Raw genomic sequence first — 26,905 nt, forward strand, 5'->3', positions numbered from 1 at the left:
TGCGGCTTCTTATGTAATTAGGTAAAGAAACCTTTTTAAAAAGCGGATTATTTACAATTTGTTGGTTACTGACTCTTTCCGCTAAATGAATGTGTTATAATTTTATAATTACAATACAAGCAGTTTTTCGACTGTACAGCATAGGAAGAAGAGGAAATGAGCGAAAAAAAGAAAATTGTTTCCATCGAAGACCGTATCCCGAAATTAAAACAAGCGAGAAAGAAAAAAGCGAATAGACGACTTGTATTCTACTTGTCTATTTTCTTCGTACTAATCTTCATCATTGTGTATTTGCAATCGCCATTAAGCAATATTCACCGTCTTGAAGTGGAAGGAAATGAATTTCTGCCTAAAGAAACTATTATTCAAAGCAGCGGACTGACTACTTCAGATAATATGTGGCGAATTGATAAGGACGAAGCAATTAAGCGAATAGAAGAAAATGAAGAAGTAGAAAAGGTATCAATAAGCCGAGGCTTTCCTGCCACTGTCACGATCAAAGTGACGGAGCTTGGGAGAGTAGGGTATTTGCAGCAGGCTGATAGTTATCGCGCGCTGCTTACCAATGGCAGTATTTCTGAGAAGAAATGGGATCAGCCAAACTCGGATGCCCCGACACTCTATGGTTTTTCTGATGATAAGTATCTAAAAGAAATGGCAGAAGAGCTTGGCCAGCTGCCAGCTTCTATAACCGGTCTCATATCTGAGATACATTATAAGCCGACAGAAGACAATCAATTCGTCATTCAATTATTCATGAACGATGGCAGGGAAGTACAAGGAACGATCCGCACCTTCGCCACAAACATGGAGGCGTATCCTAGTATTGCGGCGCAGCTTGACCCAGAAGTCGATGGTGTACTCCATATGGGAGTTGGTACCTATTTCGAGCCTGCCGAGAAGGAAAAAGAAGAAAGCGAACAAGAAGAAGGCCAATAAGCAGAAATTCATGGTATTTTGTCAGTTTATGTAGAATAAACGGGCTATATGCGGTATAGTCGAATCAAATACGAGTATATTAGGCTAAATTCTTACAGAATGTCGCTTTTTAGGCAAAAATTCTCGTGAAATTTGTTATAATTATGCGTGTCTCAATACTAAGGTTAATTTATGAAATGAAAAATGTAAAAACAATGCTGGGCGACATGTCTCTAGGATTAGGAGGTGCCTTACGTGAACAACAGTGAAATTTTAGTCAGCTTAGATGTAGGAACATCAAATATTAAAGTGATTATAGGGGAAGTATTTCAGGATTCCCTTAACATAATCGGTGTCGGTACGGCAAAATCGAAAGGCCTGAAAAAAGGCGCCATCGTCGATATCGATCAAACTGTCCAATCAATTCGTACTGCTGTTGAACAAGCAGAGCGGATGGTCGGCATGCAAATCGAACGTGTAGTCGTCGGTGTTAATGGTAATCAGATTCAACTGCATCCATGTCATGGTGTGGTGGCTGTATCCAGTGAAACCAGAGAGATAGACGATGAGGATATTGCACGTGTACTTGATGCGGCACAGGTTGTGTCCATCCCGCCTGAACGTGAGATAGTCGATGTGGTTCCAAAACAGTTCATCGTAGATGGATTGGACGGTATCAATGACCCTCGTGGCATGATCGGTGTACGATTAGAAATGGAAGGGACAATTATTACTTGTTCCCGCACAGTCTTACATAATCTATTGAAATGCGTAGAAAAAGCCAACTTAGAAGTGATGGATATATGTCTGCAGCCATTGGCTGCAGGGGCTGTCGCCCTTTCAGAGGATGAAAAGAACCTTGGTGTCGGATTGATCGACATCGGCGGAGGCAATACGACTGTCTCTGTGTTTGGCAATGACCAGCTAATGGCGACTAGTGTCGTTCCTCTTGGTGGCGAAAATATTAGCAAAGATATATCTATCGGGCTGAAGACTTCCTCTGAACAAGCGGAAGAAATCAAAATTGGATATGGACACGCTTTCTACGATGATGCCAGGGAGGAAGAGACTTTCGAAGCGTCGATTATCGGCAGCAACAAGAAACAAAACTTCTCCCAGCTTGATGTCGCGGATATTGTAGAAGCCCGTGTTGAGGAGATATTTGCATACGCCGACAATGAAATCAAGCGCATGGGATTCCCGGAACTCCCGGGCGGCTATGTCCTCACTGGAGGAACATCCATGATGCCAGGTATGCTTGAACTGGCTCAAGACTGCTTCCAAGCGAATGTAAGACTAGCAATCCCGGATTACTTAGGAGTGCGGGAACCGCAGTTTACAAGCGCCGTTGGAATCTTGCAATTTGCCTATCGGAATGCGAGAATACAAGGGAAGGAGATCTTCTCTGCTGTAACAGAGGGAGACTTCGATGAGCCGGAAAGAAGACCGGCGAAACCTGCTAAATCAGAAAAGAAAAAAGGCGAAGAAAAAAAGAAAGAATCAGGTATTGCTAACCTGTTCAAGTACTTTTTCGATTAAGACAGACACGTCAGCTCGATTAAAGGGAAAGACGGTTTGTAAATAGGAGGACGTTAAGATGTTAGAGTTTGACACAAATATGGAAACATTAGCGACAATAAAAGTCATCGGCGTCGGCGGAGGCGGAAGCAACGCCGTCAACCGAATGATCGAACATGGCGTCCAAGGCGTGGACTTCATCGCAGTGAACACAGATTCACAGGCACTGAATCTATCTAAAGCAGATGTTAAAATGCAAATTGGTGCGAAACTAACTCGCGGACTTGGTGCTGGTGCCAACCCGGAAGTAGGTCGCAAAGCAGCAGAAGAAAGCAAAGAACAAATCCAGGAAGTTCTTCAAGGAGCTGACATGGTATTCGTTACAGCAGGTATGGGCGGCGGAACTGGTACAGGTGCTGCACCAGTTATTGCACAGATTGCCAAAGAGCTTGGCGCTCTAACAGTCGGAATCGTTACACGTCCTTTCTCTTTCGAAGGGCGTAAACGTCAGACACAGGCTCTAGCTGGAACAGATGCGTTAAAGGGCAGCGTAGATACACTTATCGTTATCCCGAATGACCGCTTGCTTGAAATTGTTGATAAAAACACACCGATGCTTGAGGCATTCCGTGAAGCGGATAATGTCCTTCGTCAAGGTGTACAAGGTATTTCCGAATTAATTGCTGTTCCTGGTTTGATCAACGTCGATTTTGCCGACGTGAAAACGATCATGGCAGATAAAGGATCAGCACTAATGGGTATCGGTATTGCAACTGGTGAAAACCGCGCAACTGAGGCTGCGAAGAAAGCTATCAGTTCTCCGTTATTAGAGACTTCTATTGATGGAGCACACGGTGTTCTTATGAATATCTCCGGGGGCACAAACCTAAGCCTGTATGAAGTACAGGAAGCGGCTGATATCGTAACGAGTGCAGCTGACCAGGAAGTGAACGTAATCTTCGGTTCAGTTATCAATGAAGATTTGAAAGATGAAATCGTCGTGACTGTAATTGCGACAGGTTTCGATGAAGCTCAAATCCAGCAAGCTATGAATGCTCCTCGTCCGAAAGCACGTCCGGCAGAGAAGGAAACTCGGGAGCCGCAGCAGCCAGCAACTTCTGAAAGAAGAAGAGAGCGGGAAGAACTGCGCCGAGAAACACCATCTCCACAGCAGCAACAGCCGCGTAAGCAGGAAGAGGATACATTGGATATCCCGACATTCCTACGCAATCGCAACCGCAGAAAATAAGTAAAAAGGATAGCATCCTATGATGCTATCCTTTTTTTTATGCCAAGAAATGTTAGACAAATTAGGCGGAAAATACATAAAAATAGTGCGCTGCTGCGTGCATAAACTGACAGCATTTGAATCTACTCTCCGTTATACTAGCTTCATCTATTAAAGGAGAAGGGGTTAGCTGACGTGACAATCTATCTGGATGCAGTCTGGACACTCAATCTTTTTTTGGACTGGCTGCTGTTATTATGCACGCAAGCAATTGCAAGGTTGCAAGTACCCAAGCTTCGTATATTTGCAGGCGCCGTTGTTGCTTCACTCATTGTTCCAGTAACAGTCTATTTTCCAGACAGCTTTCTGGCCCACCCGGTAGGGAAATTACTTTTTTCCATGCTAATCATCTGGACTGCTTTCGGATTCCGGTCTGTCACCCGTTTTCTTAAAATGCTGCTGTTATTTTATTTTATTACCTTCGCAGCAGGAGGCAGTCTGTTCGCCATCCATTATATGCTGCAGACCCAAGCTGCATTCACTCCTGCTTCATTCTTGACTGTAAGCACAGGATATGGTGATCACGTCAGCTGGCTTTTCGTAGCCATCATGTTTCCGATTGCTTTGTACTTTACAAAAAGCAGAATGGACAAGCAGCGCTTTGAACAATTCCGTTATGATCAGCTGCACACCGTTCAAGTGAGCATCAATGGCATTTCACATAAAACAGACGGCTTCATCGATAGCGGGAATCACCTGTCTGATCCGCTGACGAAGCGGCCTGTCGTAATCTGTGATCAACTTTTTTTACGAAACTGGTTCACTGAAGAAGATTGGCAGCTGTTAGCCCGAGCAAACGACAATTTGGATTTGGATTTATTGCCTGAGGATTGGCCATATGAATTTTCTGTCGTTCCGTATCAGGGTGTGAATGGGGAAGGTGCTCTAATGTTGGTTTTAAAGCCGGATAGCATCCTGATTGAAATGGATCAAAGCCCGATTGAAACGGACCGGGTCTGGATTGGAATCCAATTCGGCAATCTTACCGCAGATCACCGTTATCACTGTCTGCTACATCCGTCACTTGTACACGATGCCAGCACGCAAGCGGGCTAAGGAGAAGGGAGATAAACATGGGAATGAAAACATGGAAGCTAAAAATATGGTGGTATAAAATTCTCGTCAAGCTTAAAATCAAGCGAAAGGAAATCTACTATATCGGTGGTAGCGAGGCCCTGCCACCCCCATTATCGAAAGAAGAGGAGTTCAAATTGCTCCAACTTCTGCCTACAGGTGATAAATCGGCAAGGGCGATGCTCATCGAGCGCAATCTGCGTCTAGTGGTATATATTGCAAGGAAATTCGAAAATACTGGTATCAATATCGAAGATTTGATTAGTATTGGAACAATTGGTTTGATCAAAGCAGTGAACACATTCAATCCAGAGAAAAAAATCAAGCTTGCAACATACGCTTCCCGCTGTATCGAAAATGAAATCCTCATGTATTTACGCCGTAATAGCAAACTAAAATCAGAAATTAGTTTTGATGAACCGCTCAATATTGATTGGGATGGCAATGAACTGCTTTTATCAGATGTTCTAGGAACAGATGATGATATCATTACGAAGGATATCGAGAAAAATGTAGATAAGAATTTATTAAAAAGAGCATTGGAACAGCTTAATGACAGAGAAAAGCAAATCATGGAACTGCGCTTTGGGCTAATCGGTCAGGAAGAGAAAACGCAAAAAGATGTGGCTGATATGCTTGGTATCTCTCAATCCTACATTTCGCGGCTGGAGAAAAAGATCATACGCCGATTGCAAAAAGAATTTAATAAAATGGTCTAAGCCTTACTGGTGCCTGTATTCGTCCATAGTCGGACAATGTCAGGCACTTTTTGTCTTTGCATAAAAAAATTCCCGCGGGGAGATACTGTGCTTGCATCGTATCTTCATTCGGGAGGTCAAGTAACATGTCGAGACAGAAAGTGGAAATATGTGGAGTAGATACTTCAAAACTGCCAGTACTCAAAAATGAGGAAATGAAAAAGCTTTTCATCCGCATGCAGCAAGAAGACGACATTTATGCCCGTGAAGAACTCGTCAATGGAAATCTCCGCCTCGTGCTCAGTGTTATTCAGCGTTTCAATAACCGAGGTGAATATGTCGACGATCTTTTTCAAGTAGGCTGTATTGGACTAATGAAATCCATTGATAATTTCGATTTGAAGCATAATGTGCGTTTTTCTACATACGCAGTGCCAATGATCATTGGAGAAATCCGCCGCTACTTAAGAGACAACAATCCGATTCGTGTGTCACGTTCCTTGCGTGATACAGCATACAAAGCTTTGCAAGTACGAGAGCAGCTGATTGCGAAAACTTCTAAAGATCCAACAACAGCAGAAATTGCTGCCGAGCTTGGCGTACAACCTTCTGATATAACATTTGCAATGGATGCCATCCAAGATCCGGTTTCCTTGTTCGAGCCGATCTATAACGATGGCGGTGACCCGATATTCGTTTTAGATCAGCTTCGCAGCGAGTCGGAAAATGATGCTAACTGGCTGGATAACCTCTCGTTAAAAGAGGGAATGCATCGTTTGAATGAAAGAGAGAAAATGATTCTGAATAAGCGTTTCTTCCAAGGCAAGACACAGATGGAAGTCGCCGATGAAATCGGTATATCTCAAGCACAAGTATCGCGTTTGGAAAAAGCAGCAATCGAAGAGATGAATAAACAAATGTTCGAGTGAAGCTAAGAAATAACAAGTTAAGTAATACTCGTAATCCGAATAAGGTCCGAACAGCGCAAATTTATTGAGAAATTTGCACTGTTCGGATTTTTGTTTGGCAAAAAATCTCTTTTATATTTATATGCTAAATCTTAAGCTTGGCCGCATAGACTAAAAGAAAAAAAGAAAAGGGGCCAAGAAATGATGACACTAACCGAATTGCAAATGAAGGATATTGTTCTGATGGAGAATGGGAAAAAAGTAGGGAATGTGTCTGATTTGGAGATCAATGAGCAAAATGGTCATATATCAGCAATTATTGTGACACTTCGCGGGAAGATGATGGGGCTGTTCGGAAAGGAAGAAGAATTAGTCGTTCCATGGAATCAGATCATCACGATTGGAACAGATGTTATCTTGATCAAAAGTCCTGAGCAAGCACCTGTTACGGAGGTGGCGGGCAAGTAATCTTGTACAGAATACAGCTGAAATATGGTACTATAAAAGCAATCAGAGGAGTGAGTACCATATGAAAGAAACAGCTTCCAACTTGAAGGGGATGTATATGGAGCTTGGCGGATGGTCAGTTCCTGCTAACATCGTAAGTGGCATTACAACAAAATACAATGGTGTGAGCAAAGCACCTTTTGATAGTCTGAATATGGGACTTCATATCGGCGATGAGCCAGAAGATGTTGTCCATAACCGTCAGCTTCTTGCCGAAGCTATTCAGTTTCCTCTGGATACATGGATATTAGGAGAACAAGTCCATGGGACAGAAATTGCAGTCGCCACCAAAAGGGAAGCTGGTCGCGGAAGTAGGGAATTAACTGATAGTCTCCCATCCGTGGATGGCCTTATCACCAATGAAAAAGGTATGCTTCTAGCTGCTTTCTTTGCTGACTGCGTGCCTCTTTATTTTTTCGATAGCACAAGTGACTGGATTGGAATGGCACACGCTGGCTGGCGTGGAACTGTTGCTGATATGGCGGGGAAAATGGTTGAGGCTCTTTGTACAAATGGAGCAGACAGAGAAAGTATACAAGCGATGATCGGACCATGTATATCGAAAAACAGATATGAAGTGGACGATTATATTGTACAGCAGATACCGGAGGAGTTCCGGGCTAAGGTACTGTTGCCAAGCGGATCTGATCGATACTATCTTGATTTGCAGATGCTTAATCGGTTGTATTTGCTGCAAGCAGGCATTCAAGATGATAACATACTTACAGCAGCATACTGTACATACGATTCCCCAGAGTTTTATTCACATCGGGAAGATCAAGGAAAAACCGGAAGGATGATCGGTTTTATCGGGATGAAAGAGGAGCAGGCATGAATACAGTACAAGAGAATTTGAAACAGATCCAGCAGGAAATTAACATAGCAGCCGCTAAAACCGGACGAAATTCCGAGGATATAACACTCCTTGCCGTTACGAAATATGTTACAATTGAACGAACAGAAGAAGCTGTCGATGCTGGTATTGTCGATTTGGGCGAGAATCGGATCGAGGGTTTTCTTGAGAAGCAGGCAGCTATCGGAGAAAAAGCTGTATGGCATTTCATCGGCAGTCTGCAAACAAGAAAAGTAAAAGATGTCATCAATCAGGTGGACTATCTGCATGCATTAGACAGATTGTCACTTGCGAAGGAAATTCAAAAACGGGCAGAAAAGAAAATCAAATGCTTTGTCCAAATCAATGTGAGCGGAGAAGCTACCAAATCAGGCGTGTCACCTGAAGAAACGCTAGGTTTTATCCAGCAGCTTGCAGGGTTTCCGGCAATTGAGGTTGTCGGTTTGATGACAATGGCACCGAATACAGAGAAGGAAGATGTACTTCGCAGTGTGTTCAGCGGTTTGAGGCAGCTTCGAGATGAAGTAAGAGCTGCAGATATGCTGCATGCACCTTGTACATACTTATCCATGGGAATGAGTAATGATTACACAATCGCGATAGAAGAAGGAGCGACTCATATCCGGGTCGGTTCTGCTCTTGTAGGTCCATATAAATGAGCGAGGTGAAGAAAATGAGTTTCAAAAATAAGATGAGAAATTTCTTTACTGTAGATGATGAAGAATATGAATACGTCGAAGAACAGCAAAACGAACAAGAGGAAATCGAGCCGTATCCACAGAACGGGCGAGAGCGTAATCAAAATCAGAACGTTGTCAGCCTGAAAAGTGTACAATCGTCCTCTAAAGTAGTTCTTTGTGAGCCGAGGACATATAACGAAGCGCAAGAAATCGCCGATCATGTTGTGAACAGGAGAGCGGTCGTGCTCAATTTGCAGCGTGTTGACCATCATCAGGCAAAACGGATTGTCGATTTTCTTAGCGGTACAGTCTACGCCCTCAATGGAGATATCCAGAAGCTGGGCAGTCAAACCTTCCTGTGTGCTCCGGACAATATTGAACTTGCCGGTAGCATATCCGATATGATAGAGGAGCAGGATGACTATAATAAGAGGTGGTAGAAGCAAATGCTTTGGTACGTAATTAGTACAGTTTTCACAGTATATTCCTTTGCGCTAATTATCTATATTCTCATGTCATGGTTCCCGGGAGCCAGGCAGTCGGCGTTCGGCGAAATTTTAGGCAGGATCTGTGAACCATATTTGGATGTATTTCGACGGTTTATCCCGCCACTAGGAATGATAGATCTTTCTCCAATTGTTGGAATTATTGTTTTACGATTAGCGGAGAGTGGATTGTATACAATTTATGCGGCGATTTTCTATTGATAAGGAGTATATAGTAACGTGAGCATCTATCAGCATTACCGGGAAGAGGAACGCCCTTTTATCGATCAGATCCTTTCCTGGATGGAACAAGTGGAACGTCAATACCAGCCCCGGGTGACCGATTTCCTGGATCCCCGGGAACAGCTTATTTTCAGGCAGCTGTTAGGCGGCCAAACTGAACTGCAGTGGTCTTTGTCAGGCGGAACGGAGAAAGCAGAAAGAAAACGGGGAATTATCGCACCGCTATATGATTCAATTACACCTGGGGATTTTAGTATCGAGCTGCTTGAGGCTACTTATCCCGAAAAGTTTGTCACACTGGAACACCGAGATGTAATGGGATCTTTCCTTTCCCTTGGAATTGATCGTAAAAAATTGGGCGATATCAGTGTGGGTGAAGGCGTAATACAACTTTTCACTACATCAGATATAACTACCTACATACGTGCAAATTTAGTTGTGGTCAAAAGAGCCAAGGTAACATGGGAATCGGTGGATCCAAATCGGTTCAGGCCTGAAGAGGTGGAATGGGTTACGAGCGAAACAACCGTTTCCTCTCTTAGGCTGGATGCTATCATAAAAGAGCTCTATCGTATGTCACGCCAGCAGGCAGCTGAGCGTATTCAAAAAGGTCTTGTTAAAGTTAATTTCAAGACGGTCGAGGATGTCAGCTTTCAGCTGGCTGAAGGAGATCTCCTATCCTTGCGAGGCATGGGCAGAGGCAAGCTTGCAGAAGTGAAAGGTACAACGAAGAAGGACAAGCAGCGCATTACATTGGAAAAATTAAAGTAGCCGTAACGGTTATTTTATGCTATCTTTGTCGAATAACAGCTATTATAGATTCTTTAACAGGAGGTGGCCGTCGTGCCATTAACACCTTTGGATATTCACAATAAGGAGTTCGCCCGCGGATTCCGCGGTTATGATGAAGATGATGTAAACGACTTCCTCGATAGAGTAATCAAGGATTATGAGATCATCATCCGTGAGAAGAAGGATTTGGAAGAGCGCATGCAGCAGCTCGAAGAACGGCTTGGTCATTTCAATAATATTGAAACGACACTAAATAAGTCGATCCTTGTGGCGCAGGAGACTGCTGAAGAAGTAAAAGGCAATGCAATGAAAGAGTCCAAGCTGATCATTAAGGAAGCAGAAAAGAATGCAGACCGTATCATCAATGAATCCCTTACAAAGTCCCGTCAGATTGCTTTGGAAGTTGAGGATCTTAAAAAACAAGCAAAAGTATTCCGCACACGATTGAAGATGCTTGTGGAAGCGCAACTTGAGATGATTGAAACGGATGATTGGGATGGATTGTTCGCAACAGAAGTTGCTTATGAACCTGAGGAAGAGACGGCGGAATAAAGTACGCTTGACGTTTTTCGCAAACTTACATATAATTTTACTATTATTAGCAAACAACATGACCATGATATAAAGACTGTGATCGGGACAGTAGGAAGTCCATACCGCTTTCAAAGCGAGCCAGGGAAGGTGAGAGCCTGGTACGGTATTTCTTTCGAACATCACCCGCTAGTTTCCATTCGAACCGCAAGCAGTAGAAATGGACGTCTCATTCACGTTACGAATTCGAGTGGATAGATGATACTAGTCTGTCTATAAGGGTGGTACCGCGAGTCTCTCTCGTCCCTTCTGGGATGATGAGAGACTCGTTTTTTTGCCCAAAATTATCGGTCATCATAAGGAGGAAATCACATTGGATTACAAAGAAACATTGCTGATGCCGGAAACGGCTTTCCCGATGCGCGGCAACCTGCCGAACAAAGAACCAAAAATGCAGCAGGAATGGGAAGAACAAAACATTTACAAAAAAGTGCAGGAAAGAACGGAAGGACGTCCGCTCTTCGTCTTGCATGATGGACCTCCATATGCTAATGGTGACCTTCATATGGGTCATGCGCTTAACAAAGTATTGAAGGACTTTATCGTTCGCTATAAATCAATGTCCGGCTTTCATGCACCATATGTTCCAGGCTGGGACACACACGGACTACCGATTGAACAAGCACTTACGAAGAAGAAGGTTGACCGCAAGAAAATGACTGTCGCAGAATTCCGCCGTCTTTGCGCGGAATATGCAATGCAGCAAATCAATAACCAGCGCACACAGTTCAAACAGTTAGGTGTTCGCGGTGATTGGGATAATCCTTATATCACATTGACGAAGGATTATGAAGCAGCACAAATTAAAGTCTTCGGTGAAATGGCAGAGCGCGGCTACATCTACAAAGGTATGAAGCCAGTATACTGGTCTCCATCTTCTGAATCTGCTTTGGCAGAAGCGGAAATCGAGTACCAAGACAAACGCTCTGCATCGATTTATGTAGCTTTCCAAGTAAAAGACGGGAAAAACTTGTTCCAAGGTGACGAGAAATTCATCATCTGGACAACAACTCCATGGACATTGCCTGCTAACGTCGCGATCTCTCTTCATCCAGAAGTGACGTATGTTGTAGCACAAGTTGGCAAAGAAAAATATGTTGTGGCAGAAGACTTGCTTAGCAACGTTACCGAAACACTTGAATGGAGCAGTCCTGAAGTACTGAAAACATTCAAAGGAAAAGAAGCGGAGTATGTTACAACACAGCATCCTTTCTATGACCGTGAATCGTTGATCATTCTTGGCGAACATGTTACGACTGACAGCGGTACAGGTTGTGTACACACAGCACCTGGACACGGAGAGGAAGACTTCTTTGCCAGCCAGAAATACAAATTGCCAATCATCAGCCCATTAGATGACAAAGGTGTATTCACAAGTGAAGCACCAGGTTTTGAAGGTGTATTCTATGATACGGCCAACAAAGAAATCACAGAACTGCTTGAAGAAAAAGGCGCATTACTGAAACTTGAGTTCTTCACGCATTCTTACCCGCATGACTGGCGTACGAAGAAACCAGTTATCTATCGTGCAACTGCTCAATGGTTCGCTTCCATCAAAGCATTCCGCGAACAAATCATTGAACAGATCAAAGAAGTGGAATGGTTCCCGAAATGGGGCGAAACACGCCTTTATAACATGTTCCGTGATCGCGAGGACTGGTGTATTTCCCGTCAGCGTGCGTGGGGTGTTCCGATTCCTGTATTCTACGGGGAAAATGGAGAGCCAATCATCACGCAAGAAACAATCCAGCATGTTTCCGACCTGTTCCTTGAGCACGGCTCAAATATCTGGTTCGAAAGAGAAGCGAAAGATCTATTACCAGAAGGCTTTACTTCCGAGCATAGCCCGAACGGCATCTTCACGAAAGAAACAGATATCATGGACGTATGGTTCGATTCTGGTTCTTCTCACCAAGGTGTGTTAGTAAACCGTCCGGAATTGCAGCGTCCGGCAGATTTATACCTTGAAGGTTCTGACCAATATCGCGGATGGTTCAACTCTTCCTTGACTACTGCTGTTGCTGTAACAGGTAAAGCACCGTACAAAGCAGTTCTTAGCCACGGATTCGCATTGGACGGTAAAGGTAAGAAAATGAGTAAATCGCTTGGCAACATCGTTGTACCGGCGAAAATCATGAAGCAGTATGGTGCAGATATCCTTCGTCTATGGGTTGCTTCAGTTGATTATCAATCTGATGTTCGTATCTCTGATGAGATCATCAAACAGACATCCGAAGGCTACCGTAAAATCCGGAATACATTCCGTTTCTTACTCGCCAACTTGCATGATTTCGATCCTGCTAAGGATAGCGTAGCGCATGCTGACATGGTGGAAGTAGATCGCTATATGCTTGCGAAGCTTTCTGATTTGACTAAGCACGTTCGCGCGAGCTATGACAAATACGAATTTGCTGATGTATATTCTGCAATCCTAAGCTTCTGTTCAGTAGAACTTAGTGCGTTCTACCTTGATTTCGGTAAAGATATCCTTTATATCGAGGCTGCTGATCATCCAGCACGCCGCAGCATTCAGACTGCGTATTACGAAATTGTAAAATCGCTTCTGCAAATGCTTGCACCTATCCTTGCTCATACAACTGAGGAAGCATGGAGTTACATCCCTGGTGAGAAAGCAGAGAGCATTCAACTGTCAGACTTCCCAGAAGCTGTAGAAATTGCAGATCATGATGAACTGTTGACAAAATGGGATCATTTCATCAAAGTACGCGATGATGTTTTGAAAGCATTGGAAATTGCCCGCAGTGAGAAAGTCATCGGTAAATCATTAGAATCCAAACTAACGATCGTTGCCAAAGATGATGAAACAAAACAGCTGCTTCAAGGAATTGATAATTTGCATCAATTGCTTATCGTATCTGAAGCTAATGTGGTGGATTCAGATGCTGATGCTGCTGATTATGAGCATGTGGCTGTCCGTGTGGAAAAACATCCGGCTGACCGATGCGAACGCTGCTGGGTTGCTTCCGACACTGTTGGACAGGATGAGAAGCATCCTGAACTATGTTCACGCTGTGCTAGCATCGTGGAAGCACACTATCACGCGTAAGAAGAGAAAGCTTCGCTTTTAGGCGGAGTTTTTCTTTTTATCTGGACAATCTTTTTCATCGTATCTATGGTAAAATGCAAGATAGATTGTATTGAACGGAGGAAATGGAGTCCATGTATTTTGTCATCGCGATTATTCTGATCATCATTGATCAGCTAACGAAATTGGCTGTAGTGAAAAATATGACAGAAGGAGAGTCAATTCCGGTCATCGAAAATTTCCTGTACCTGTCTTCTCATCGTAATCGAGGAGCGGCTTGGGGGATTTTAGAAGGTCATTTTTGGTTCTTCTATCTTGTAACAGCAATAGTTATTGTCATAGTCAGCTATTTTATTGTGAAATATAGTAAGGAAAGCAAATTGACGGGCATTGGACTTTCGCTTGTACTAGGCGGAGCTATCGGTAACTTCATCGATCGTCTGTTTCGTAAGGAAGTCGTCGATTTCGTTGATACACGATTCGGTGACTATCATTATCCAATCTTCAACGTGGCAGATTCTTGTCTGGTTGTAGGTGTAATCCTCATCATTATTGCAATGCTGCTTGATGAGCGAAAGAAAGGAAGAAAAGAAGCATGAGTAAGTTGGAACATACAGTCGCAGCCGAGCAAGCGGGCTTGCGCATAGATAAGCTGTTATCTGATATCCAGGAGGATGTCTCCCGGAGTCAGGCGCAGAGCTGGATCAAAGAAGATCTTGTTACTGTGAACGGCACCAAGGTTAAGAATAAGTATACTATGCAAGAGGGAGACGTAATCGAGTGGTCGATTCCGGAACCTGAGGAAATGAAAATTGAAGCGGAGAATATTCCGCTTGAGATTATCTATGAAGATGCGGATATTGCAGTTGTGAACAAGCCGCGCGGTATGGTAGTACATCCATCCAACGGTCATCAGTCTGGTACGATGGTTCACGCTCTGCTTTACCATCTGAAAGATCTTTCTGGTATCAACGGAACAATGCGTCCTGGGATCGTGCATCGTATTGACAAGGATACAAGCGGCCTTTTAGTAGTCGCTAAGCATGATAAAGCGCATCAAAAATTGACAGATATGCTGAAAGAACATGACATTGAACGAAAATATCGTGCAATTGTCCATGGTGTGATTGACCACGAGTTTGGTACAATTGAAGCACCAATTGGACGTGACAAGAATGACCGCCAGAAAATGGCAGTCGTTGAAAACGGAAAGCCTGCTGTGACACATTTCGAAGTGCTGGAGCGCTTCGAAGAATTCACGTATCTAGAATGTAAACTAGAGACAGGCAGGACACACCAGATTCGTGTTCATATGCAATATATCGGCTATCCGCTTGCTGGAGATCCGAAATACGGTCCGCGCAGAACGTTGGATATCGACGGTCAAGCGCTTCATGCTGCTGTTCTTGGCTTCAACCATCCAATCACAGGAGAATGGATGCATTTCGAAGCACCTGTTCCAGCTGTGTTCCAAGAGGAATTGGACAAGTTGAAGTTCAATGCTTGACAGTAGTTCCCTGACATGCGATACTGAATGAAGTTGAATAAGAACCTTTAAGACAGTCCAGAGAGGCTGATAAGGAAGCGGAGATGAACAGGATACGTATGTATCCAAGCCCCTTATTGCCTCATGGTGATAAGGGGTTTTTTCATAGCTTCAAGGGAAGGTGGGAAGAAAATGAATAAGAAAGCAACCCTGCTGGATCAGGCTGCGATTGGACGTGCACTTACGAGGATTGCACATGAGATCTTAGAGCGCAATAAAGGACCTGAAAACTTGGTGCTTGTCGGTATCCAGACGAGAGGTGTTCCCATCGCGAAACGCCTGCAGCAGAAGATAGAAGGAATTGAACAAGTGACTGTACCGCTTGAAGAAGTGGATATCACGTTATACCGTGATGATTTGGCACATGCTTCTGACAATCAGGAGCCGATGGTGCAGCCAGTAAAGCTTGGAACGGATTTAACGAATAAGAATGTCATCTTGATTGATGATGTATTATACACAGGAAGAACGGTTAGAGCTGCAATGGATGCGATCATGGACGCGGGACGTCCAGCGCAGATCCAATTAGCAGTTTTAATCGACCGAGGCCATCGGGAACTACCGATTCGGGCCGATTATATCGGGAAGAACATTCCGACATCTCAATCGGAAGTCATCGTCGTCGAGTTGGAAGAGACGGATGATTACGAGAGCGTGGATATTTACGAAAATGAATAAGGACCTTTAATGGAAGTCCAGAGAGGCTTACAAGGTCGCAAGCTACGTCGTCACGGAAGTGGCAGACGTGTGCCTCTTTGCGACCATAATCGCGAAGAGGCTTTTTTTATAGGGGAAAAAGAGGAGAGAAACTGATGAAGCCAGCACTAAACATACACGACATACCAAAATGGAATCAATGGATCATATTCAGCTTACAGCATTTATTCGCAATGTTCGGTGCCACGATCCTGGTGCCGGCGCTAACCGGACTTGATCCGGCTGTAGCACTTGTATCAAGCGGCGTCGGCACACTCGCATTCATCTTGATCACAAAAGGGTCAGTGCCAGCTTATCTAGGCTCGAGTTTTGCCTTTATCTATCCGATAACGCAATCGATTGAAGCTGCTGGAATCGGCGGCGCCATGATTGGCAGCTTTTTCGCAGGTCTTGCTTATGGTGTAGTTGCACTCGCAATCCGTCTCGGTGGAATGAAAAGTATCATCAAACTGTTACCGCCGATTGTTGTTGGACCAGTCATCATCGTCATCGGTCTGGCACTGGCACCTACTGCGGTGGATATGGCAATGAATGCACCTGACACAGGGGAATACAGCACAAAATACTTCACAATCGCACTAGTTACGTTAGCAATAACAGTAGTAGCTTCAATCTTCCTGAAAGGGTTCCTTGGATTGATTCCGGTCCTAATCGGAATCATCGGTGGGTACGTCTTCGCCCTCACGCAAGGAATCGTTGACACAAGCGGTGTACAGGCGGCTTGGAACCAGATTGTTACAGCGGATAGCATCGGTGCTTTCTTTAGCGGAATCTTCACTGTACCGAACTTTACCATACCGTTTGTCGATTACAACGTCGCCGATGTATTCAGCTGGCAGCTCTTCTTCACCATGGTGCCAATAGCAGTTGTAACGGTATCCGAACATATCGGACACCAGCTTGCATTATCTAAGATTGTCGATCAGAACATGCTCGTCAAGCCAGGTTTACATTCTTCACTGACAGGTGACGGAGTAGCGACGATAATCGCATCCTTGCTTGGTGGACCACCGAACACAACTTACGGGGAAAACATCGGGGTGCTGGCAATCACGAGAGTGTTCAGTGTCTTCGTCATCGGTGGTACAGCAGTACTTGCTATACTGTTCGGCTTCACGGGCTTGATCACAGCTTTGATTAGCTCAGTACCATCTGCCGTCATGGGCGGCGTGAGTATCATGCTCTTTGGAATTATCGCTGCTAGCGGCTTGCGGACAATGATTGACAGTCAGCTGGATTTAGGGGACAAACGTAACTTAATCATCAGCTCGATTATCTTGGTCATCGGAATCGGCGGAGCTTTCCTTCGCTTCCAGATTGCCGATCTAGACTTAGAAATTAACAGCATGGCATTAGCAGCACTAGTTGGTGTCGTCTTGAACCTTGTATTGCCGGGCAAAGAATCCGGTCTTGGAAATGGCAGTCTGTTCACAGTCGAGGATCAGAAACAAGCAGCATCCAAATAAGGAGGAGAAGGACATGAAGCATTTCGTATCGATGAAGCATCTTACTGCAGGAGAACTGCTACAGCTCGTACAGCTCGCTACAGACATACAGGTACAGGGGGTATCAGGATACAGGGAGCAGCTGTTCGCAGCCAATCTATTCTTCGAGCCGAGCACACGGACGAAGATGAGCTTTACCGTAGCAGAACGGAAACTCGGCCTGGAAGTGCTGGACTTTGCCGCAGAGGCATCCAGCGTGACAAAAGGCGAGACCGTCTACGACACCGCGAAGACCCTTCAATCGATCGGCGCTTCTGTCATTATCATCCGTCATCCAGAGGAACAGACAGCAGATATGCTTGCTGAAAAGCTGGATATACCGGTCATTAATGCCGGTGACGGAAAAGGGGAGCACCCGACACAATGCTTGCTTGATTTAATGACGATATACCAGGAGTATGGACAATTCAAGGACTTGAAAATCGTGATTGCCGGTGATATTCGTCACAGTCGGGTTGCTAGAAGTAATGCAATGGCACTGCGCAAATTGGGGGCGCACGTCTTTGCAGCTGGCAAGTCGGAATGGATGGATGAAACACTTGGTATCCCGGTATTGAGTATGGATGAGGCAGTAGAACAATGTGACGTCATGATGCTTCTTCGTATCCAGTTTGAACGCCACGAAACAAAAGGCGGGTCTGCTGATTATCTGGAACAATACGGACTGACTGTAGAAAGAGAAAAAAGGATGCAGCAGCATGCGATCATTATGCATCCTGCACCAGTCAATCGAGGCATTGAAATCGACGACAGTCTCGTTGAAGCACCACGCTCTAGAATCTTCCGCCAGATGGAAAACGGCGTAGCGGCACGAATGGCAGTTATTATTACACTATTGGAAGGATGGGGAATCAAGCATGGCTACAATCTTAACAAACGCGAAGCAGTTAACAGCTGATCAGAAACTGGAAGAAGTAATGGTGAAAATCGAGGATGGAATCATCTCTGATATTGCTAATCAAATCCATATTACAGCAGAAGATCATGTAGAAGATTTGGAAGGTCAGCTTGTAACGGCAGGTTTTGTGGACGTTCACGTACATTTGCGTGAACCAGGAGCAGAAAAAAAGGAAACGATTGAAACAGGTACAAAAGCAGCTGCCAGAGGTGGGTTTACGACAGTAGCTGCTATGCCTAACCTCAGACCTGCACCAGACTGCCCAGAAACGCTGCAATCCATCATGGCTCGCAACGAAGAAAGCGGCGTAATTCGCGTCCTGCAGTATGCTGCTATCACGAAACAGCAATTAGGCCGAGAGATAGTAGACATGGAAAACATGCAAGAAGCTTTTGCCTTTACCGATGATGGCCTTGGCATCCAGTCAGCTGGAATGATGCTGGAGACGATGCAGCGCGCTGCAAGGCTCGGAATTCCTGTTGTAGCACACTGCGAAGACGACAGTCTCGTTCCAGGAGGAGTCATGCACGAAGGTACAGCTAGCGAGAGACTTGGTCTGCCGGGTATCAATAGTGTTTCCGAGTCTGTACATATAGCCCGTGATATTTTGCTGGCTGAAGCTGCTGGCTGTCATTATCATATCTGCCATGTGAGTACAAAGGAATCAGTCCGGGTAGTTCGAGATGCAAAACGCGCTGGTATACGTGTGACTGCCGAAGTGACACCGCATCACTTGCTTCTGATCGATGAAGATATCAAAACAGACGATGGAAACTTCAAGATGAATCCGCCGCTCAGATCTGACGCTGATCGTCAGGCACTGATCGAGGGACTGCTTGATGGAACGATTGATATGATCGCGACAGATCATGCACCGCATACAGCAGAAGAGAAGAACGTCAGCATGCTGGATGCATCATTCGGTATCGTTGGGTCAGAAACTGCTTTCAGCCTGCTTTACACACACTTTGTTGAGACAGATATCTTTACGCTCAATCAGCTGATTGATTGGCTTACGATCAAGCCATCACAGGCATTCAGTCTTCCGTATGGCCGCTTCGAAATCGGTGCAGCAGCAGACTTAGCTGTATTGAACCTTGAAGCTAAAGGGGAAGTAAATCCGGATCAATTCCAATCAAAAGGAACAAATACACCATTTATCGGCTGGCGCTACAAAGGAGAGCCGACGATGACAATCTTTGGCGGAGAAATCGTCTACAGAAAGGAAGCGGTAAAATGAAAAAACGACAACTTATCCTAGAAGACGGTACAGTATTTACTGGCACAGCGTTTGGCAGCGATAGCGCAACAACTGGAGAGATCGTCTTCAACACAGGAATGACAGGTTATCAAGAGATTATATCCGACCCTTCCTACTGCGGTCAGATCGTTACACTGACGTATCCATTGATCGGCAACTATGGTATCAACAGCGATGACTTCGAAAGCATACAGCCATCCATTCAGGCACTGGTTGTGAAAGAAGCAGCTGCAGCACCTTCTAACTTCCGGAAACAGCACACGATTGATGCTTTCCTCAAGTTTCATCAGATACCTGGCATCGCAGGAATTGATACTCGTAAACTGACAAAAATCATCCGCAAACAAGGCGCAATGAAAGCTAGATTGACAGAAGCAGTCGAGACACTTGAAAAACATGCTACTTGGGAATCAATCACACTTTCAAACGATCAAGTACAACGTATGAGTACAGCTAAACCTTATGTCGTACCAGGACGCGGCAAACGCATCGTAGTTATGGATTTTGGCATGAAGCACGGCATTCTTCGAGAATTGGCGGCCCGCGACTGTCATATCACAGTTGTACCTTGGCATTACACAGCCGAACAAATCCTCCATTTAAACCCTGATGGTATTATGCTGACGAATGGACCTGGTGATCCGAAAGATGTGGAACCCGCCATACAAACTATTCGTGAGCTAATAGGCCAAGTACCTATATTCGGTATCTGTCTCGGTCACCAGCTAATTGCATTGGCAGCTGGTGCTAATACAGAAAAACTGAAGTTCGGGCATCGGGGCTCCAACCATCCTGTCAAAGACTTGGAGACAGGAAAAACATACCTCACCTCACAAAATCATGGCTATACAGTTACAAAGGAATCCCTAGCTGCGACGGATCTCATTTTGACGCAAGTCGCGTTGAATGACGGAACAGTAGAAGGTCTTAAACACCGGAATTATCCGGTCATGTGTGTGCAATATCATCCGGAAGCAGCACCTGGTCCTGAGGATACTCGCCATCTATTTGATAACTTCCTTACTATGACAGCACAAATCAAACAAACATCCAAGGAGGAAGCTACTTATGCCTAAACGCACTGATATCCAGAAAATACTTGTCATTGGTTCCGGACCGATCGTAATCGGGCAAGCAGCGGAATTCGACTATTCCGGTACACAAGCATGCCAGGCACTGCGCGAAGAAGGATATACGGTTATTCTCGCTAACTCCAACCCTGCTACCATCATGACGGATCACACTGTTGCGGATACTGTTTACATGGAGCCGCTGACGGTGGAATTCCTAAGTAAGATTATCCGTAAAGAACAGCCGGATGCATTGCTGCCAACACTTGGCGGACAGACAGGTTTGAACTTGGCTGTTGCACTTGATAACTCAGGTATCTTGAAAGAATTCGGTGTTGAACTGCTTGGTACATCCCTTGAAGCAATCCAGCAGGCAGAGGACCGAGAGCAATTCCGCGATTTGATGAACCGTCTTGGAGAACCAGTACCAGAGAGCGAGATCGTTACTACAGTAGAAGGTGCAGTCGCCTTTTCAGAAAAGATCGGCTTCCCTCTTATTGTACGTCCGGCTTATACACTGGGTGGAACAGGTGGAGGAATGTGCTACGACCTAGAAGAATTGAAACAGATCACAAAAAATGGATTAGCGCTCTCCCCAGTAACACAATGTCTAATTGAACGGAATATTGCCGGATTCAAAGAAATCGAATATGAAGTAATGCGAGATAAAAATGATCAGGCTATCGTTGTCTGTAATATGGAAAACGTCGATCCAGTCGGCATTCATACAGGGGACAGCATTGTCGTCGCACCTTCTCAGACACTGAGCGACCGCGAATACCAGCTGCTGCGAAATGCTTCGATAAAAATCATCAAGGCGCTGCAGATTGAAGGAGGCTGTAATGTACAGCTGGCACTGGATCCGCACAGCTTTAACTATTACATCATCGAGGTAAACCCTCGTGTTAGCCGCTCAAGCGCACTTGCTTCCAAGGCAACGGGTTATCCGATCGCCAAGATGGCAGCTAAAATTGCTGTAGGATTAACATTGGATGAAATTAAGAATCCAGTGACAGGAACAACGTACGCTTACTTTGAGCCAGCACTAGACTATGTTGTCGCCAAGCTGCCACGTTTCCCATTTGATAAATTCGTCAGCGGCAACCGCAAACTAGGAACACAAATGAAAGCTACTGGAGAAGTAATGGCGATTGGCCGTAACGTGGAAGAAGCTTTACTGAAAGGTGTCCGTTCCCTTGATAACAAAGCAAACGGTCTTGCATCTATCAATCTTGAATCCATGAGCGATGAGGAGATGGAACATCGGCTTATCAAAGCTGATGATGAACGACTGTTTGTCCTAGCTGAGGCTTTTCGCCGCAGATACACAATTGAACAGCTACACGAACTAACTAAAATTGACCGCTTCTTCCTTTGGAAAATTGAAGCACTGATTGAAATGGAGACAGCGTTACAAGAACAGCCATGGGAACTGGAATTATTAAAGGAAGTAAAACAAAAAGGATTCTCAGACAGGGAAATAGCTTACTGGTGGAATACAACCGAGGACAAAGTATACGAGTTCCGTATTGAAAACGACCTGCAACCTGTATATAAAATGGTGGATACTTGCGCAGCGGAATTTGAATCGCAAACTCCTTATTTCTACAGCACTTATGAAGAAGAAAATGAATCTGCCGCTTCCGATAAAGAAAAAGTGATCGTACTCGGTTCCGGCCCGATCCGAATAGGACAGGGAATAGAATTCGACTATGCAACAGTCCATAGCGTCCTGGCCATCCGGGAAGCGGGTTATGAAGCAATCATCATCAACAGCAATCCAGAAACTGTTTCGACAGATTTCAGTGTGTCCGATAAGCTGTATTTCGAACCGCTCACACTGGAAGACGTGATGCATGTCGTCAACCTTGAGAACCCGCTGGGTGTCATCGTTCAATTTGGCGGTCAGACAGCTATCAACCTTGCAGAAGGGTTGGAGCGTCGCGGTGTGAAGGTGCTCGGAACGTCTCTGCAGGCAATTGATGCGGCTGAAGACCGGGATAAATTCGAAAGACTGCTTGATGAATTGAAGATTGCCAAACCAGATGGAGCTTCTATCACAAAACTAGAGGATGCTGCAGCCACAGCAGAAAAGATAGGTTATCCCGTACTTGTACGTCCTTCCTATGTGATAGGCGGAAGCAATATGGAAATCGTCTACAATGATGAGGAATTACAGACTTACATGGAGAAACGTGTGCATGTCAGACATGATCATCCAGTTCTGATTGACCAATACTTGACTGGTATCGAGGTGGAAGTAGATGCCATTAGTGATGGTGAAACGACGATCATCCCAGGCATCATGGAGCATATCGAACGTGCCGGTGTCCATTCAGGAGATTCCATTGCTGTCTATCCGACACAGACGATAACCGAGGAATGCCGCCAGCAGTGTATAGATGCGACAATGCAAATCGCGAAGGCTCTTGGAGTAAAAGGTTTAATCAATATCCAGTTCGTTATCCATCAAAACAAAGCTTATGTCCTGGAAGTGAATCCGCGTGCCAGCCGAACGATTCCGTTCCTGTCCAAAATTACGCACGTAACGATGGCAAATATCGCAACGCGTGCAATCTTAGGTGAAAAGCTTCCTGACATGGGTTATGTTTCCGGACTTTTACCGGAACCAGAGGATGTGTACGTGAAAGTACCTGTATTCAGCTTTGAGAAGCTGCGAAGTGTCGATACGTTGCTCGGGCCGGAAATGAAATCAACAGGCGAAGCAATCGGACATGATCGCACACTTGAAAAAGCTCTATACAAAGGATTACTTGCTTCTGGTCTATCTTTACCGCAAGAAGGCGCTATTCTACTCACTGTAGCTGATAAAGATAAAGAAGAAGCATTGGAAATCGCCAAACTATTCTATGCGCTCGGCTTCCAGTTGTACGCAACCGAAGGAACGAGTGCAGCAGTCGAAGAAGCAGGACTTCCGGTTACAACAGTAGGAAAAGTCGGTGCTTCTGAACAGAATGTTATCTCAATTATTGAAAACGGCGATGTACAATTTGTGGTAAATACATTAACTTCTGGCAAACAGCCTAGATCGGACGGCTTCCTTATCCGACGAGAAGCTGTCGAGCATGGTATTGCTTGTCTGACTAGTTTAGATACGGCTAAAGCGATCGCAACTATTATTGAATCGATGACGTTCACTGCCAAACCTGTAGTAGCAGGAGGTATATCATCTTGATTCATGAACATCTTGAGATTATCAGCAGAGAGACAATTGCAAAAGATACAGTGCAAATGACTTTTAGGGGAAAGATGGCGCAGGAGAACATCCTGCCCGGTCAATTCCTCCATTTGCTTGTAGGAGAAGGCAGCAATCATATGCTCCGCCGTCCGATCAGTATTGCTGGTGTAGATAAGCAGGAGTCCACCATCACGATCATCTTCAAACTTCTCGGAGAAGGTACAAACACACTGGCCAAAGCAGAGCCGGGAGATCAGCTGGATGCGCTTGGACCATGTGGTCAAGGTTATCCAGTCGATGAACTTCAAATAGAGCATGCATTGCTGGTTGGCGGTGGAATCGGCGTACCACCTCTTTATTATCTGGCACAGCGGCTAAGGGAAACAGGCATCCAGGTAACGATGGTAGCTGGATTCCAAAACAAAGAGCAAGTTTTCTATGAAGCAGAATTTCGTAAACTTGGAAACTTTTATCTTGCGACAGATGACGGAAGCGCCGGAGAACAAGGATTTGTGACGGATATTATTAAAAAAGAAGCATTCACTTTCGATCAATTTTTTACTTGTGGTCCAACAGGCATGCTCAAAGCTGTCTCTACCCAGCTTGAAGAGGAAGAAGGCTACATCTCGATTGAACAGCGAATGGGATGCGGAATTGGTGCTTGCTTCGCATGTGTCGTACCAGCACCTGACAGCGAAAGCGGTTATAAGAAAATATGCAAAGACGGTCCCGTCTTCCGGGCGAAGGAGGTTGTGCTAGCATGAACTTAGCAGTGAATCTTCCAGGCTTGGAGATGAAAAATCCTATTTTACCAGCTTCCGGATGTTTCGGCTTCGGTAAGGAATATGCAGAGCTATATGATTTGAACCTTCTCGGCGCGATTACGATTAAAGCGGCAACCGGTACAGCACGTTATGGTAATCCGACTCCGCGTGTTGCTGAAACTACTTCGGGTATGCTCAATGCAATTGGCTTACAAAATCCTGGAGTGGACCAAATCATAGAAAAAGAGCTTCCGTTTTTGGCTGGATATGACACGCCGATCATTGCCAATGTGGCAGGCAGCACGGTGGAAGAGTATGTGGAAGTGGCGCGTAAAATCAGCAGAGATCCAGTCATAAAAGCAATCGAGCTAAACATTTCCTGTCCGAATGTGAAAGAAGGCGGTGTTCAGTTCGGTACCGATCCGGAGCTTGCCAAAATGGTTACAGCAGCGGTGAAAGAAGTAAGTGGAGTGCCAGTCTATGTCAAGCTTTCTCCAAACGTCACCGACATTACGGTTATCGCCCGTGCAGTGGAAGAAGGCGGGGCAGATGGGTTGTCCTTAATCAATACACTAACAGGTATGCAACTTAATTTAGCGGGAAGAAAACCATTGCTTGCTAATAAAATAGGCGGATTGTCTGGACCTGCCATAAAACCGGTAGCGATTCGTATGGTTTACCAGATACGTCAAATGACCAACTTGCCAATCATCGGTATGGGAGGCGTCACAACAGCAGAGGATGTTTTGGAATTCCTTTTAGCGGGCGCATCAGCTGTAGCAATAGGTACTGCTAACTTCCAGCATCCATTCGTCTGTACTGAAATCATTCAGAACTTGCCTGATGTCTTACAGAAATATGGTTTCACAAGTGTCGAGGACGCAATCGGAAAGGGGCATGAATATGCAGACGCCAATCTATCTCGCGCTTGATTTCCCTACCGGGAAAGAAGCGCTGCATTTCCTCGAACGGCATAGTCTTGCTGAGGTTCCGGTTAAAGTCGGAATGGAGCTTTTTTATCGAGAAGGGCCGTACATCATTCACCAGCTGAAAGAGAATAATCATCCAATATTCCTCGATCTTAAACTGCATGACATACCGAATACCGTCAAAAGTGCTATGCGTAATCTAGCAGGACTAGATGTAGATATTCTCAATGTTCACGCGTTAGGCGGAGCAAAGATGATTGAAGCGGCAAAAGAAGGTCTGTTGCAAGGAGCAAGAGTTACAGTTCCTAAATTGATAGCTGTTACTATGCTGACATCAATGGATGAAGACACGGTTCAGACCGACCTTAAACAGCCGATGGAGCTTGCTGCTTATGCTTTGCATCTTGCAGAATTGTCCAAAGCAGCAGGTGCTGATGGGGTAGTTTGTTCTCCTCATGAGGCCGCTAGTATCAAGGAAGCTTGCGGAACAGACTTCCTGACTGTCACCCCAGGAATACGGCTTGCAGGATCCGACAAAAATGATCAGCACCGCATCGCAACACCTGCTGGTGCTAGGAAAATGCAAGCAGACTATCTCGTAATCGGCAGAAGCGTTACAGCAGCATCCAACCCAAAACAAGCATACGAACAAGTAATCGAGGAGTGGAAAAACTATGACAACTACAACTAATATTGCAGAAGCATTGCTCTCTATCGATGCGATTCAAATTGATCCCTCTAAATCCTTTGTTTGGGCATCTGGTATCCACTCGCCGATTTACTGCGATAATCGGCTGACGCTTGGTCATCCGGAAGTGCGGACAGCTATAGCACGGCAGTTTCAGCAGAAACTCGCTGAATTACCGGAAACGGATATCATCGCAGGATGTGCTACAGGCGGAATCCCACATGCAGCGTGGCTTGCTGATAAAGCAGATCTGCCGATGATTTATGTCCGATCCAGCAAAAAAGGACACGGAAAAGGCAACCAAATCGAAGGAGCCAACGTTGCAGGTAAACATGTCGTCGTCATTGAAGATCTTATTTCAACTGGTGGCTCTGTCATTAACACGGTTCAAGCACTGCAGGAAGCGGGGGCAATAGTGACAAAGGTATTGGCGATATTCAGCTACAATCTGAAAAAAGCGGATGATAACTTTGCCGCAATTGGTGTTCCATTTGAGACGTTGACTAATTTTGATGAGTTAGTAGATATACTTACAAAAGAAACAACGATAACTTCTCAGGAAAAACAGGAACTTCTAGAATGGCGTAATGAGTTGTAAAGAGAAGCAGCGATAAATACATTTCTATTTATGATTCTCAGATATAATGAGGAAACTGTAAAACACACTAAAAGATTATTTTGGTGTGTTTTTCTATATAAGAAAATTTTGGTAGAATGTTTAAAAAGG

General features: G+C 44.9%; 26 protein-coding genes and 1 other annotated feature. All 26 genes read left to right on the forward strand.

The features are described 5' to 3' along the window. Positions 1-156 precede the first annotated feature (156 nt). The 26 genes from GZ22_RS06125 (at position 157) to pyrE (ending at position 26,776) form a co-directional block, all read left to right on the forward strand. A complete protein-coding gene (locus GZ22_RS06125; protein WP_038559964.1) occupies positions 157-939 on the forward strand; it encodes a cell division protein FtsQ/DivIB in 783 nt (260 codons plus the stop codon). 234 nt (positions 940-1,173) lie between these two features. Continuing rightward, positions 1,174-2,457 (forward strand): cell division protein FtsA, encoded by a 1,284-nt coding sequence (gene ftsA / locus GZ22_RS06130; RefSeq protein WP_038559966.1) that lies wholly within the window; start codon positions 1,174-1,176, stop codon positions 2,455-2,457. A gap of 58 nt (positions 2,458-2,515) precedes the next feature. Continuing rightward, positions 2,516-3,685, forward strand: a complete 1,170-nt coding sequence (gene ftsZ / locus GZ22_RS06135) for a cell division protein FtsZ (protein WP_038559969.1) — start codon at positions 2,516-2,518, stop codon at positions 3,683-3,685. A gap of 174 nt (positions 3,686-3,859) precedes the next feature. Further along, positions 3,860-4,780, forward strand: coding sequence for a sigma-E processing peptidase SpoIIGA (spoIIGA, locus tag GZ22_RS06140; RefSeq protein ID WP_038559972.1), 921 nt, complete (start codon positions 3,860-3,862; stop codon positions 4,778-4,780). A 23-nt stretch (positions 4,781-4,803) separates the two neighbouring features. Next, the gene (gene sigE, locus GZ22_RS06145) at positions 4,804-5,517 is read left to right on the forward strand and encodes an RNA polymerase sporulation sigma factor SigE (protein WP_038565729.1); all 714 of its coding nucleotides are present in this window, start codon (positions 4,804-4,806) and stop codon (positions 5,515-5,517) included. A gap of 125 nt (positions 5,518-5,642) precedes the next feature. Then, entirely contained in the window at positions 5,643-6,425 is a 783-nt protein-coding gene (sigG, locus tag GZ22_RS06150) for an RNA polymerase sporulation sigma factor SigG (protein ID WP_038559975.1), read from the forward strand. Between the two features lie 180 nt (positions 6,426-6,605). Continuing rightward, positions 6,606-6,872 carry a YlmC/YmxH family sporulation protein gene (locus GZ22_RS06155; RefSeq protein ID WP_038559979.1) on the forward strand — a complete coding sequence of 89 codons (267 nt, stop codon included), beginning with the start codon at positions 6,606-6,608 and terminating at the stop codon, positions 6,870-6,872. Positions 6,873-6,933: 61 nt separating this feature from the next. Next, positions 6,934-7,746, forward strand: a complete 813-nt coding sequence (pgeF, locus tag GZ22_RS06160; protein ID WP_038559981.1) for a peptidoglycan editing factor PgeF — start codon at positions 6,934-6,936, stop codon at positions 7,744-7,746. After that, the gene (locus tag GZ22_RS06165; protein ID WP_038559984.1) at positions 7,743-8,423 is read left to right on the forward strand and encodes a YggS family pyridoxal phosphate-dependent enzyme; all 681 of its coding nucleotides are present in this window, start codon (positions 7,743-7,745) and stop codon (positions 8,421-8,423) included. Before pgeF ends, GZ22_RS06165 begins: the two co-directional genes overlap by 4 nt. A 14-nt stretch (positions 8,424-8,437) precedes the next feature. Next, on the forward strand, positions 8,438-8,884 hold the full coding sequence (locus GZ22_RS06170) for a cell division protein SepF (protein WP_038559986.1): 447 nt from the start codon (positions 8,438-8,440) through the stop codon (positions 8,882-8,884). A 6-nt stretch (positions 8,885-8,890) separates the two neighbouring features. Next, positions 8,891-9,151, forward strand: coding sequence for a YggT family protein (locus GZ22_RS06175; protein ID WP_038559989.1), 261 nt, complete (start codon positions 8,891-8,893; stop codon positions 9,149-9,151). An 18-nt stretch (positions 9,152-9,169) separates the two neighbouring features. Next, a complete protein-coding gene (locus GZ22_RS06180; RefSeq protein WP_038559991.1) occupies positions 9,170-9,943 on the forward strand; it encodes a YlmH family RNA-binding protein in 774 nt (257 codons plus the stop codon). A 72-nt stretch (positions 9,944-10,015) separates the two neighbouring features. Continuing rightward, complete coding sequence (locus GZ22_RS06185) at positions 10,016-10,516, forward strand: DivIVA domain-containing protein (RefSeq protein ID WP_038559994.1); 501 nt, start codon at positions 10,016-10,018, stop codon at positions 10,514-10,516. Positions 10,517-10,585: 69 nt separating this feature from the next. Further along, positions 10,586-10,806, forward strand: a binding site (T-box leader). Positions 10,807-10,868: 62 nt separating this feature from the next. Next, a complete protein-coding gene (gene ileS, locus GZ22_RS06190) occupies positions 10,869-13,622 on the forward strand; it encodes an isoleucine--tRNA ligase (RefSeq protein WP_038559997.1) in 2,754 nt (917 codons plus the stop codon). A 113-nt stretch (positions 13,623-13,735) separates the two neighbouring features. After that, positions 13,736-14,200 (forward strand): signal peptidase II, encoded by a 465-nt coding sequence (gene lspA, locus GZ22_RS06195; RefSeq protein ID WP_038560000.1) that lies wholly within the window; start codon positions 13,736-13,738, stop codon positions 14,198-14,200. After that, on the forward strand, positions 14,197-15,108 hold the full coding sequence (locus tag GZ22_RS06200; protein WP_038560003.1) for an RluA family pseudouridine synthase: 912 nt from the start codon (positions 14,197-14,199) through the stop codon (positions 15,106-15,108). Before lspA ends, GZ22_RS06200 begins: the two co-directional genes overlap by 4 nt. A 171-nt stretch (positions 15,109-15,279) precedes the next feature. Further along, a complete protein-coding gene (gene pyrR, locus GZ22_RS06205; RefSeq protein ID WP_038560005.1) occupies positions 15,280-15,825 on the forward strand; it encodes a bifunctional pyr operon transcriptional regulator/uracil phosphoribosyltransferase PyrR in 546 nt (181 codons plus the stop codon). Positions 15,826-15,959: 134 nt separating this feature from the next. Further along, positions 15,960-17,330 (forward strand): solute carrier family 23 protein, encoded by a 1,371-nt coding sequence (locus GZ22_RS06210; RefSeq protein ID WP_038560008.1) that lies wholly within the window; start codon positions 15,960-15,962, stop codon positions 17,328-17,330. A 13-nt stretch (positions 17,331-17,343) separates the two neighbouring features. After that, the gene (locus GZ22_RS06215) at positions 17,344-18,267 is read left to right on the forward strand and encodes an aspartate carbamoyltransferase catalytic subunit (RefSeq protein ID WP_038560011.1); all 924 of its coding nucleotides are present in this window, start codon (positions 17,344-17,346) and stop codon (positions 18,265-18,267) included. Beyond that, positions 18,227-19,507 carry a dihydroorotase gene (locus GZ22_RS06220; RefSeq protein ID WP_038560014.1) on the forward strand — a complete coding sequence of 427 codons (1,281 nt, stop codon included), beginning with the start codon at positions 18,227-18,229 and terminating at the stop codon, positions 19,505-19,507. Before GZ22_RS06215 ends, GZ22_RS06220 begins: the two co-directional genes overlap by 41 nt. After that, complete coding sequence (locus GZ22_RS06225; protein WP_038560017.1) at positions 19,504-20,604, forward strand: carbamoyl phosphate synthase small subunit; 1,101 nt, start codon at positions 19,504-19,506, stop codon at positions 20,602-20,604. Before GZ22_RS06220 ends, GZ22_RS06225 begins: the two co-directional genes overlap by 4 nt. Further along, the gene (gene carB, locus GZ22_RS06230; protein WP_038560019.1) at positions 20,597-23,794 is read left to right on the forward strand and encodes a carbamoyl-phosphate synthase large subunit; all 3,198 of its coding nucleotides are present in this window, start codon (positions 20,597-20,599) and stop codon (positions 23,792-23,794) included. The genes GZ22_RS06225 and carB overlap by 8 nt, the downstream gene beginning before the upstream one ends. After that, a complete protein-coding gene (locus GZ22_RS06235; RefSeq protein WP_164072049.1) occupies positions 23,791-24,561 on the forward strand; it encodes a dihydroorotate dehydrogenase electron transfer subunit in 771 nt (256 codons plus the stop codon). The genes carB and GZ22_RS06235 overlap by 4 nt, the downstream gene beginning before the upstream one ends. Further along, positions 24,558-25,493, forward strand: a complete 936-nt coding sequence (locus GZ22_RS06240) for a dihydroorotate dehydrogenase (protein ID WP_038560025.1) — start codon at positions 24,558-24,560, stop codon at positions 25,491-25,493. The genes GZ22_RS06235 and GZ22_RS06240 overlap by 4 nt, the downstream gene beginning before the upstream one ends. Then, positions 25,465-26,181, forward strand: a complete 717-nt coding sequence (pyrF, locus tag GZ22_RS06245) for an orotidine-5'-phosphate decarboxylase (protein ID WP_038560027.1) — start codon at positions 25,465-25,467, stop codon at positions 26,179-26,181. The genes GZ22_RS06240 and pyrF overlap by 29 nt, the downstream gene beginning before the upstream one ends. Beyond that, positions 26,165-26,776: an orotate phosphoribosyltransferase gene (gene pyrE, locus GZ22_RS06250; protein WP_038560030.1), complete on the forward strand. Its 612-nt coding sequence runs from the start codon at positions 26,165-26,167 to the stop codon at positions 26,774-26,776. The genes pyrF and pyrE overlap by 17 nt, the downstream gene beginning before the upstream one ends. The last annotated feature ends 129 nt before the right edge of the window (positions 26,777-26,905 follow it).

Origin of the sequence: Terribacillus saccharophilus, assembly GCF_000725365.1 — a bacterium.
Taxonomy (GTDB): domain Bacteria; phylum Bacillota; class Bacilli; order Bacillales; family Amphibacillaceae; genus Terribacillus; species Terribacillus saccharophilus.

Excerpts from the sequence above, each read along its gene's own strand:
- GZ22_RS06125 (WP_038559964.1), top strand. The coding sequence starts at position 157 with ATGAGCGAAAAAAAGAAAATTGTTTCCATCGAAGACCGTATCCCGAAA.
- ftsZ (WP_038559969.1), top strand. The coding sequence starts at position 2,516 with ATGTTAGAGTTTGACACAAATATGGAAACATTAGCGACAATAAAAGTC.
- sigE (WP_038565729.1), top strand. The coding sequence starts at position 4,804 with ATGAAAACATGGAAGCTAAAAATATGGTGGTATAAAATTCTCGTCAAG.
- sigG (WP_038559975.1), top strand. The coding sequence starts at position 5,643 with ATGTCGAGACAGAAAGTGGAAATATGTGGAGTAGATACTTCAAAACTG.
- GZ22_RS06155 (WP_038559979.1), top strand. The coding sequence starts at position 6,606 with ATGATGACACTAACCGAATTGCAAATGAAGGATATTGTTCTGATGGAG.
- pgeF (WP_038559981.1), top strand. The coding sequence starts at position 6,934 with ATGAAAGAAACAGCTTCCAACTTGAAGGGGATGTATATGGAGCTTGGC.
- GZ22_RS06165 (WP_038559984.1), top strand. The coding sequence starts at position 7,743 with ATGAATACAGTACAAGAGAATTTGAAACAGATCCAGCAGGAAATTAAC.
- GZ22_RS06170 (WP_038559986.1), top strand. The coding sequence starts at position 8,438 with ATGAGTTTCAAAAATAAGATGAGAAATTTCTTTACTGTAGATGATGAA.
- GZ22_RS06175 (WP_038559989.1), top strand. The coding sequence starts at position 8,891 with ATGCTTTGGTACGTAATTAGTACAGTTTTCACAGTATATTCCTTTGCG.
- lspA (WP_038560000.1), top strand. The coding sequence starts at position 13,736 with ATGTATTTTGTCATCGCGATTATTCTGATCATCATTGATCAGCTAACG.
- GZ22_RS06200 (WP_038560003.1), top strand. The coding sequence starts at position 14,197 with ATGAGTAAGTTGGAACATACAGTCGCAGCCGAGCAAGCGGGCTTGCGC.
- pyrR (WP_038560005.1), top strand. The coding sequence starts at position 15,280 with ATGAATAAGAAAGCAACCCTGCTGGATCAGGCTGCGATTGGACGTGCA.
- GZ22_RS06210 (WP_038560008.1), top strand. The coding sequence starts at position 15,960 with ATGAAGCCAGCACTAAACATACACGACATACCAAAATGGAATCAATGG.
- GZ22_RS06215 (WP_038560011.1), top strand. The coding sequence starts at position 17,344 with ATGAAGCATTTCGTATCGATGAAGCATCTTACTGCAGGAGAACTGCTA.
- GZ22_RS06220 (WP_038560014.1), top strand. The coding sequence starts at position 18,227 with ATGGCTACAATCTTAACAAACGCGAAGCAGTTAACAGCTGATCAGAAA.
- GZ22_RS06225 (WP_038560017.1), top strand. The coding sequence starts at position 19,504 with ATGAAAAAACGACAACTTATCCTAGAAGACGGTACAGTATTTACTGGC.
- carB (WP_038560019.1), top strand. The coding sequence starts at position 20,597 with ATGCCTAAACGCACTGATATCCAGAAAATACTTGTCATTGGTTCCGGA.
- GZ22_RS06240 (WP_038560025.1), top strand. The coding sequence starts at position 24,558 with ATGAACTTAGCAGTGAATCTTCCAGGCTTGGAGATGAAAAATCCTATT.
- pyrF (WP_038560027.1), top strand. The coding sequence starts at position 25,465 with ATGCAGACGCCAATCTATCTCGCGCTTGATTTCCCTACCGGGAAAGAA.
- pyrE (WP_038560030.1), top strand. The coding sequence starts at position 26,165 with ATGACAACTACAACTAATATTGCAGAAGCATTGCTCTCTATCGATGCG.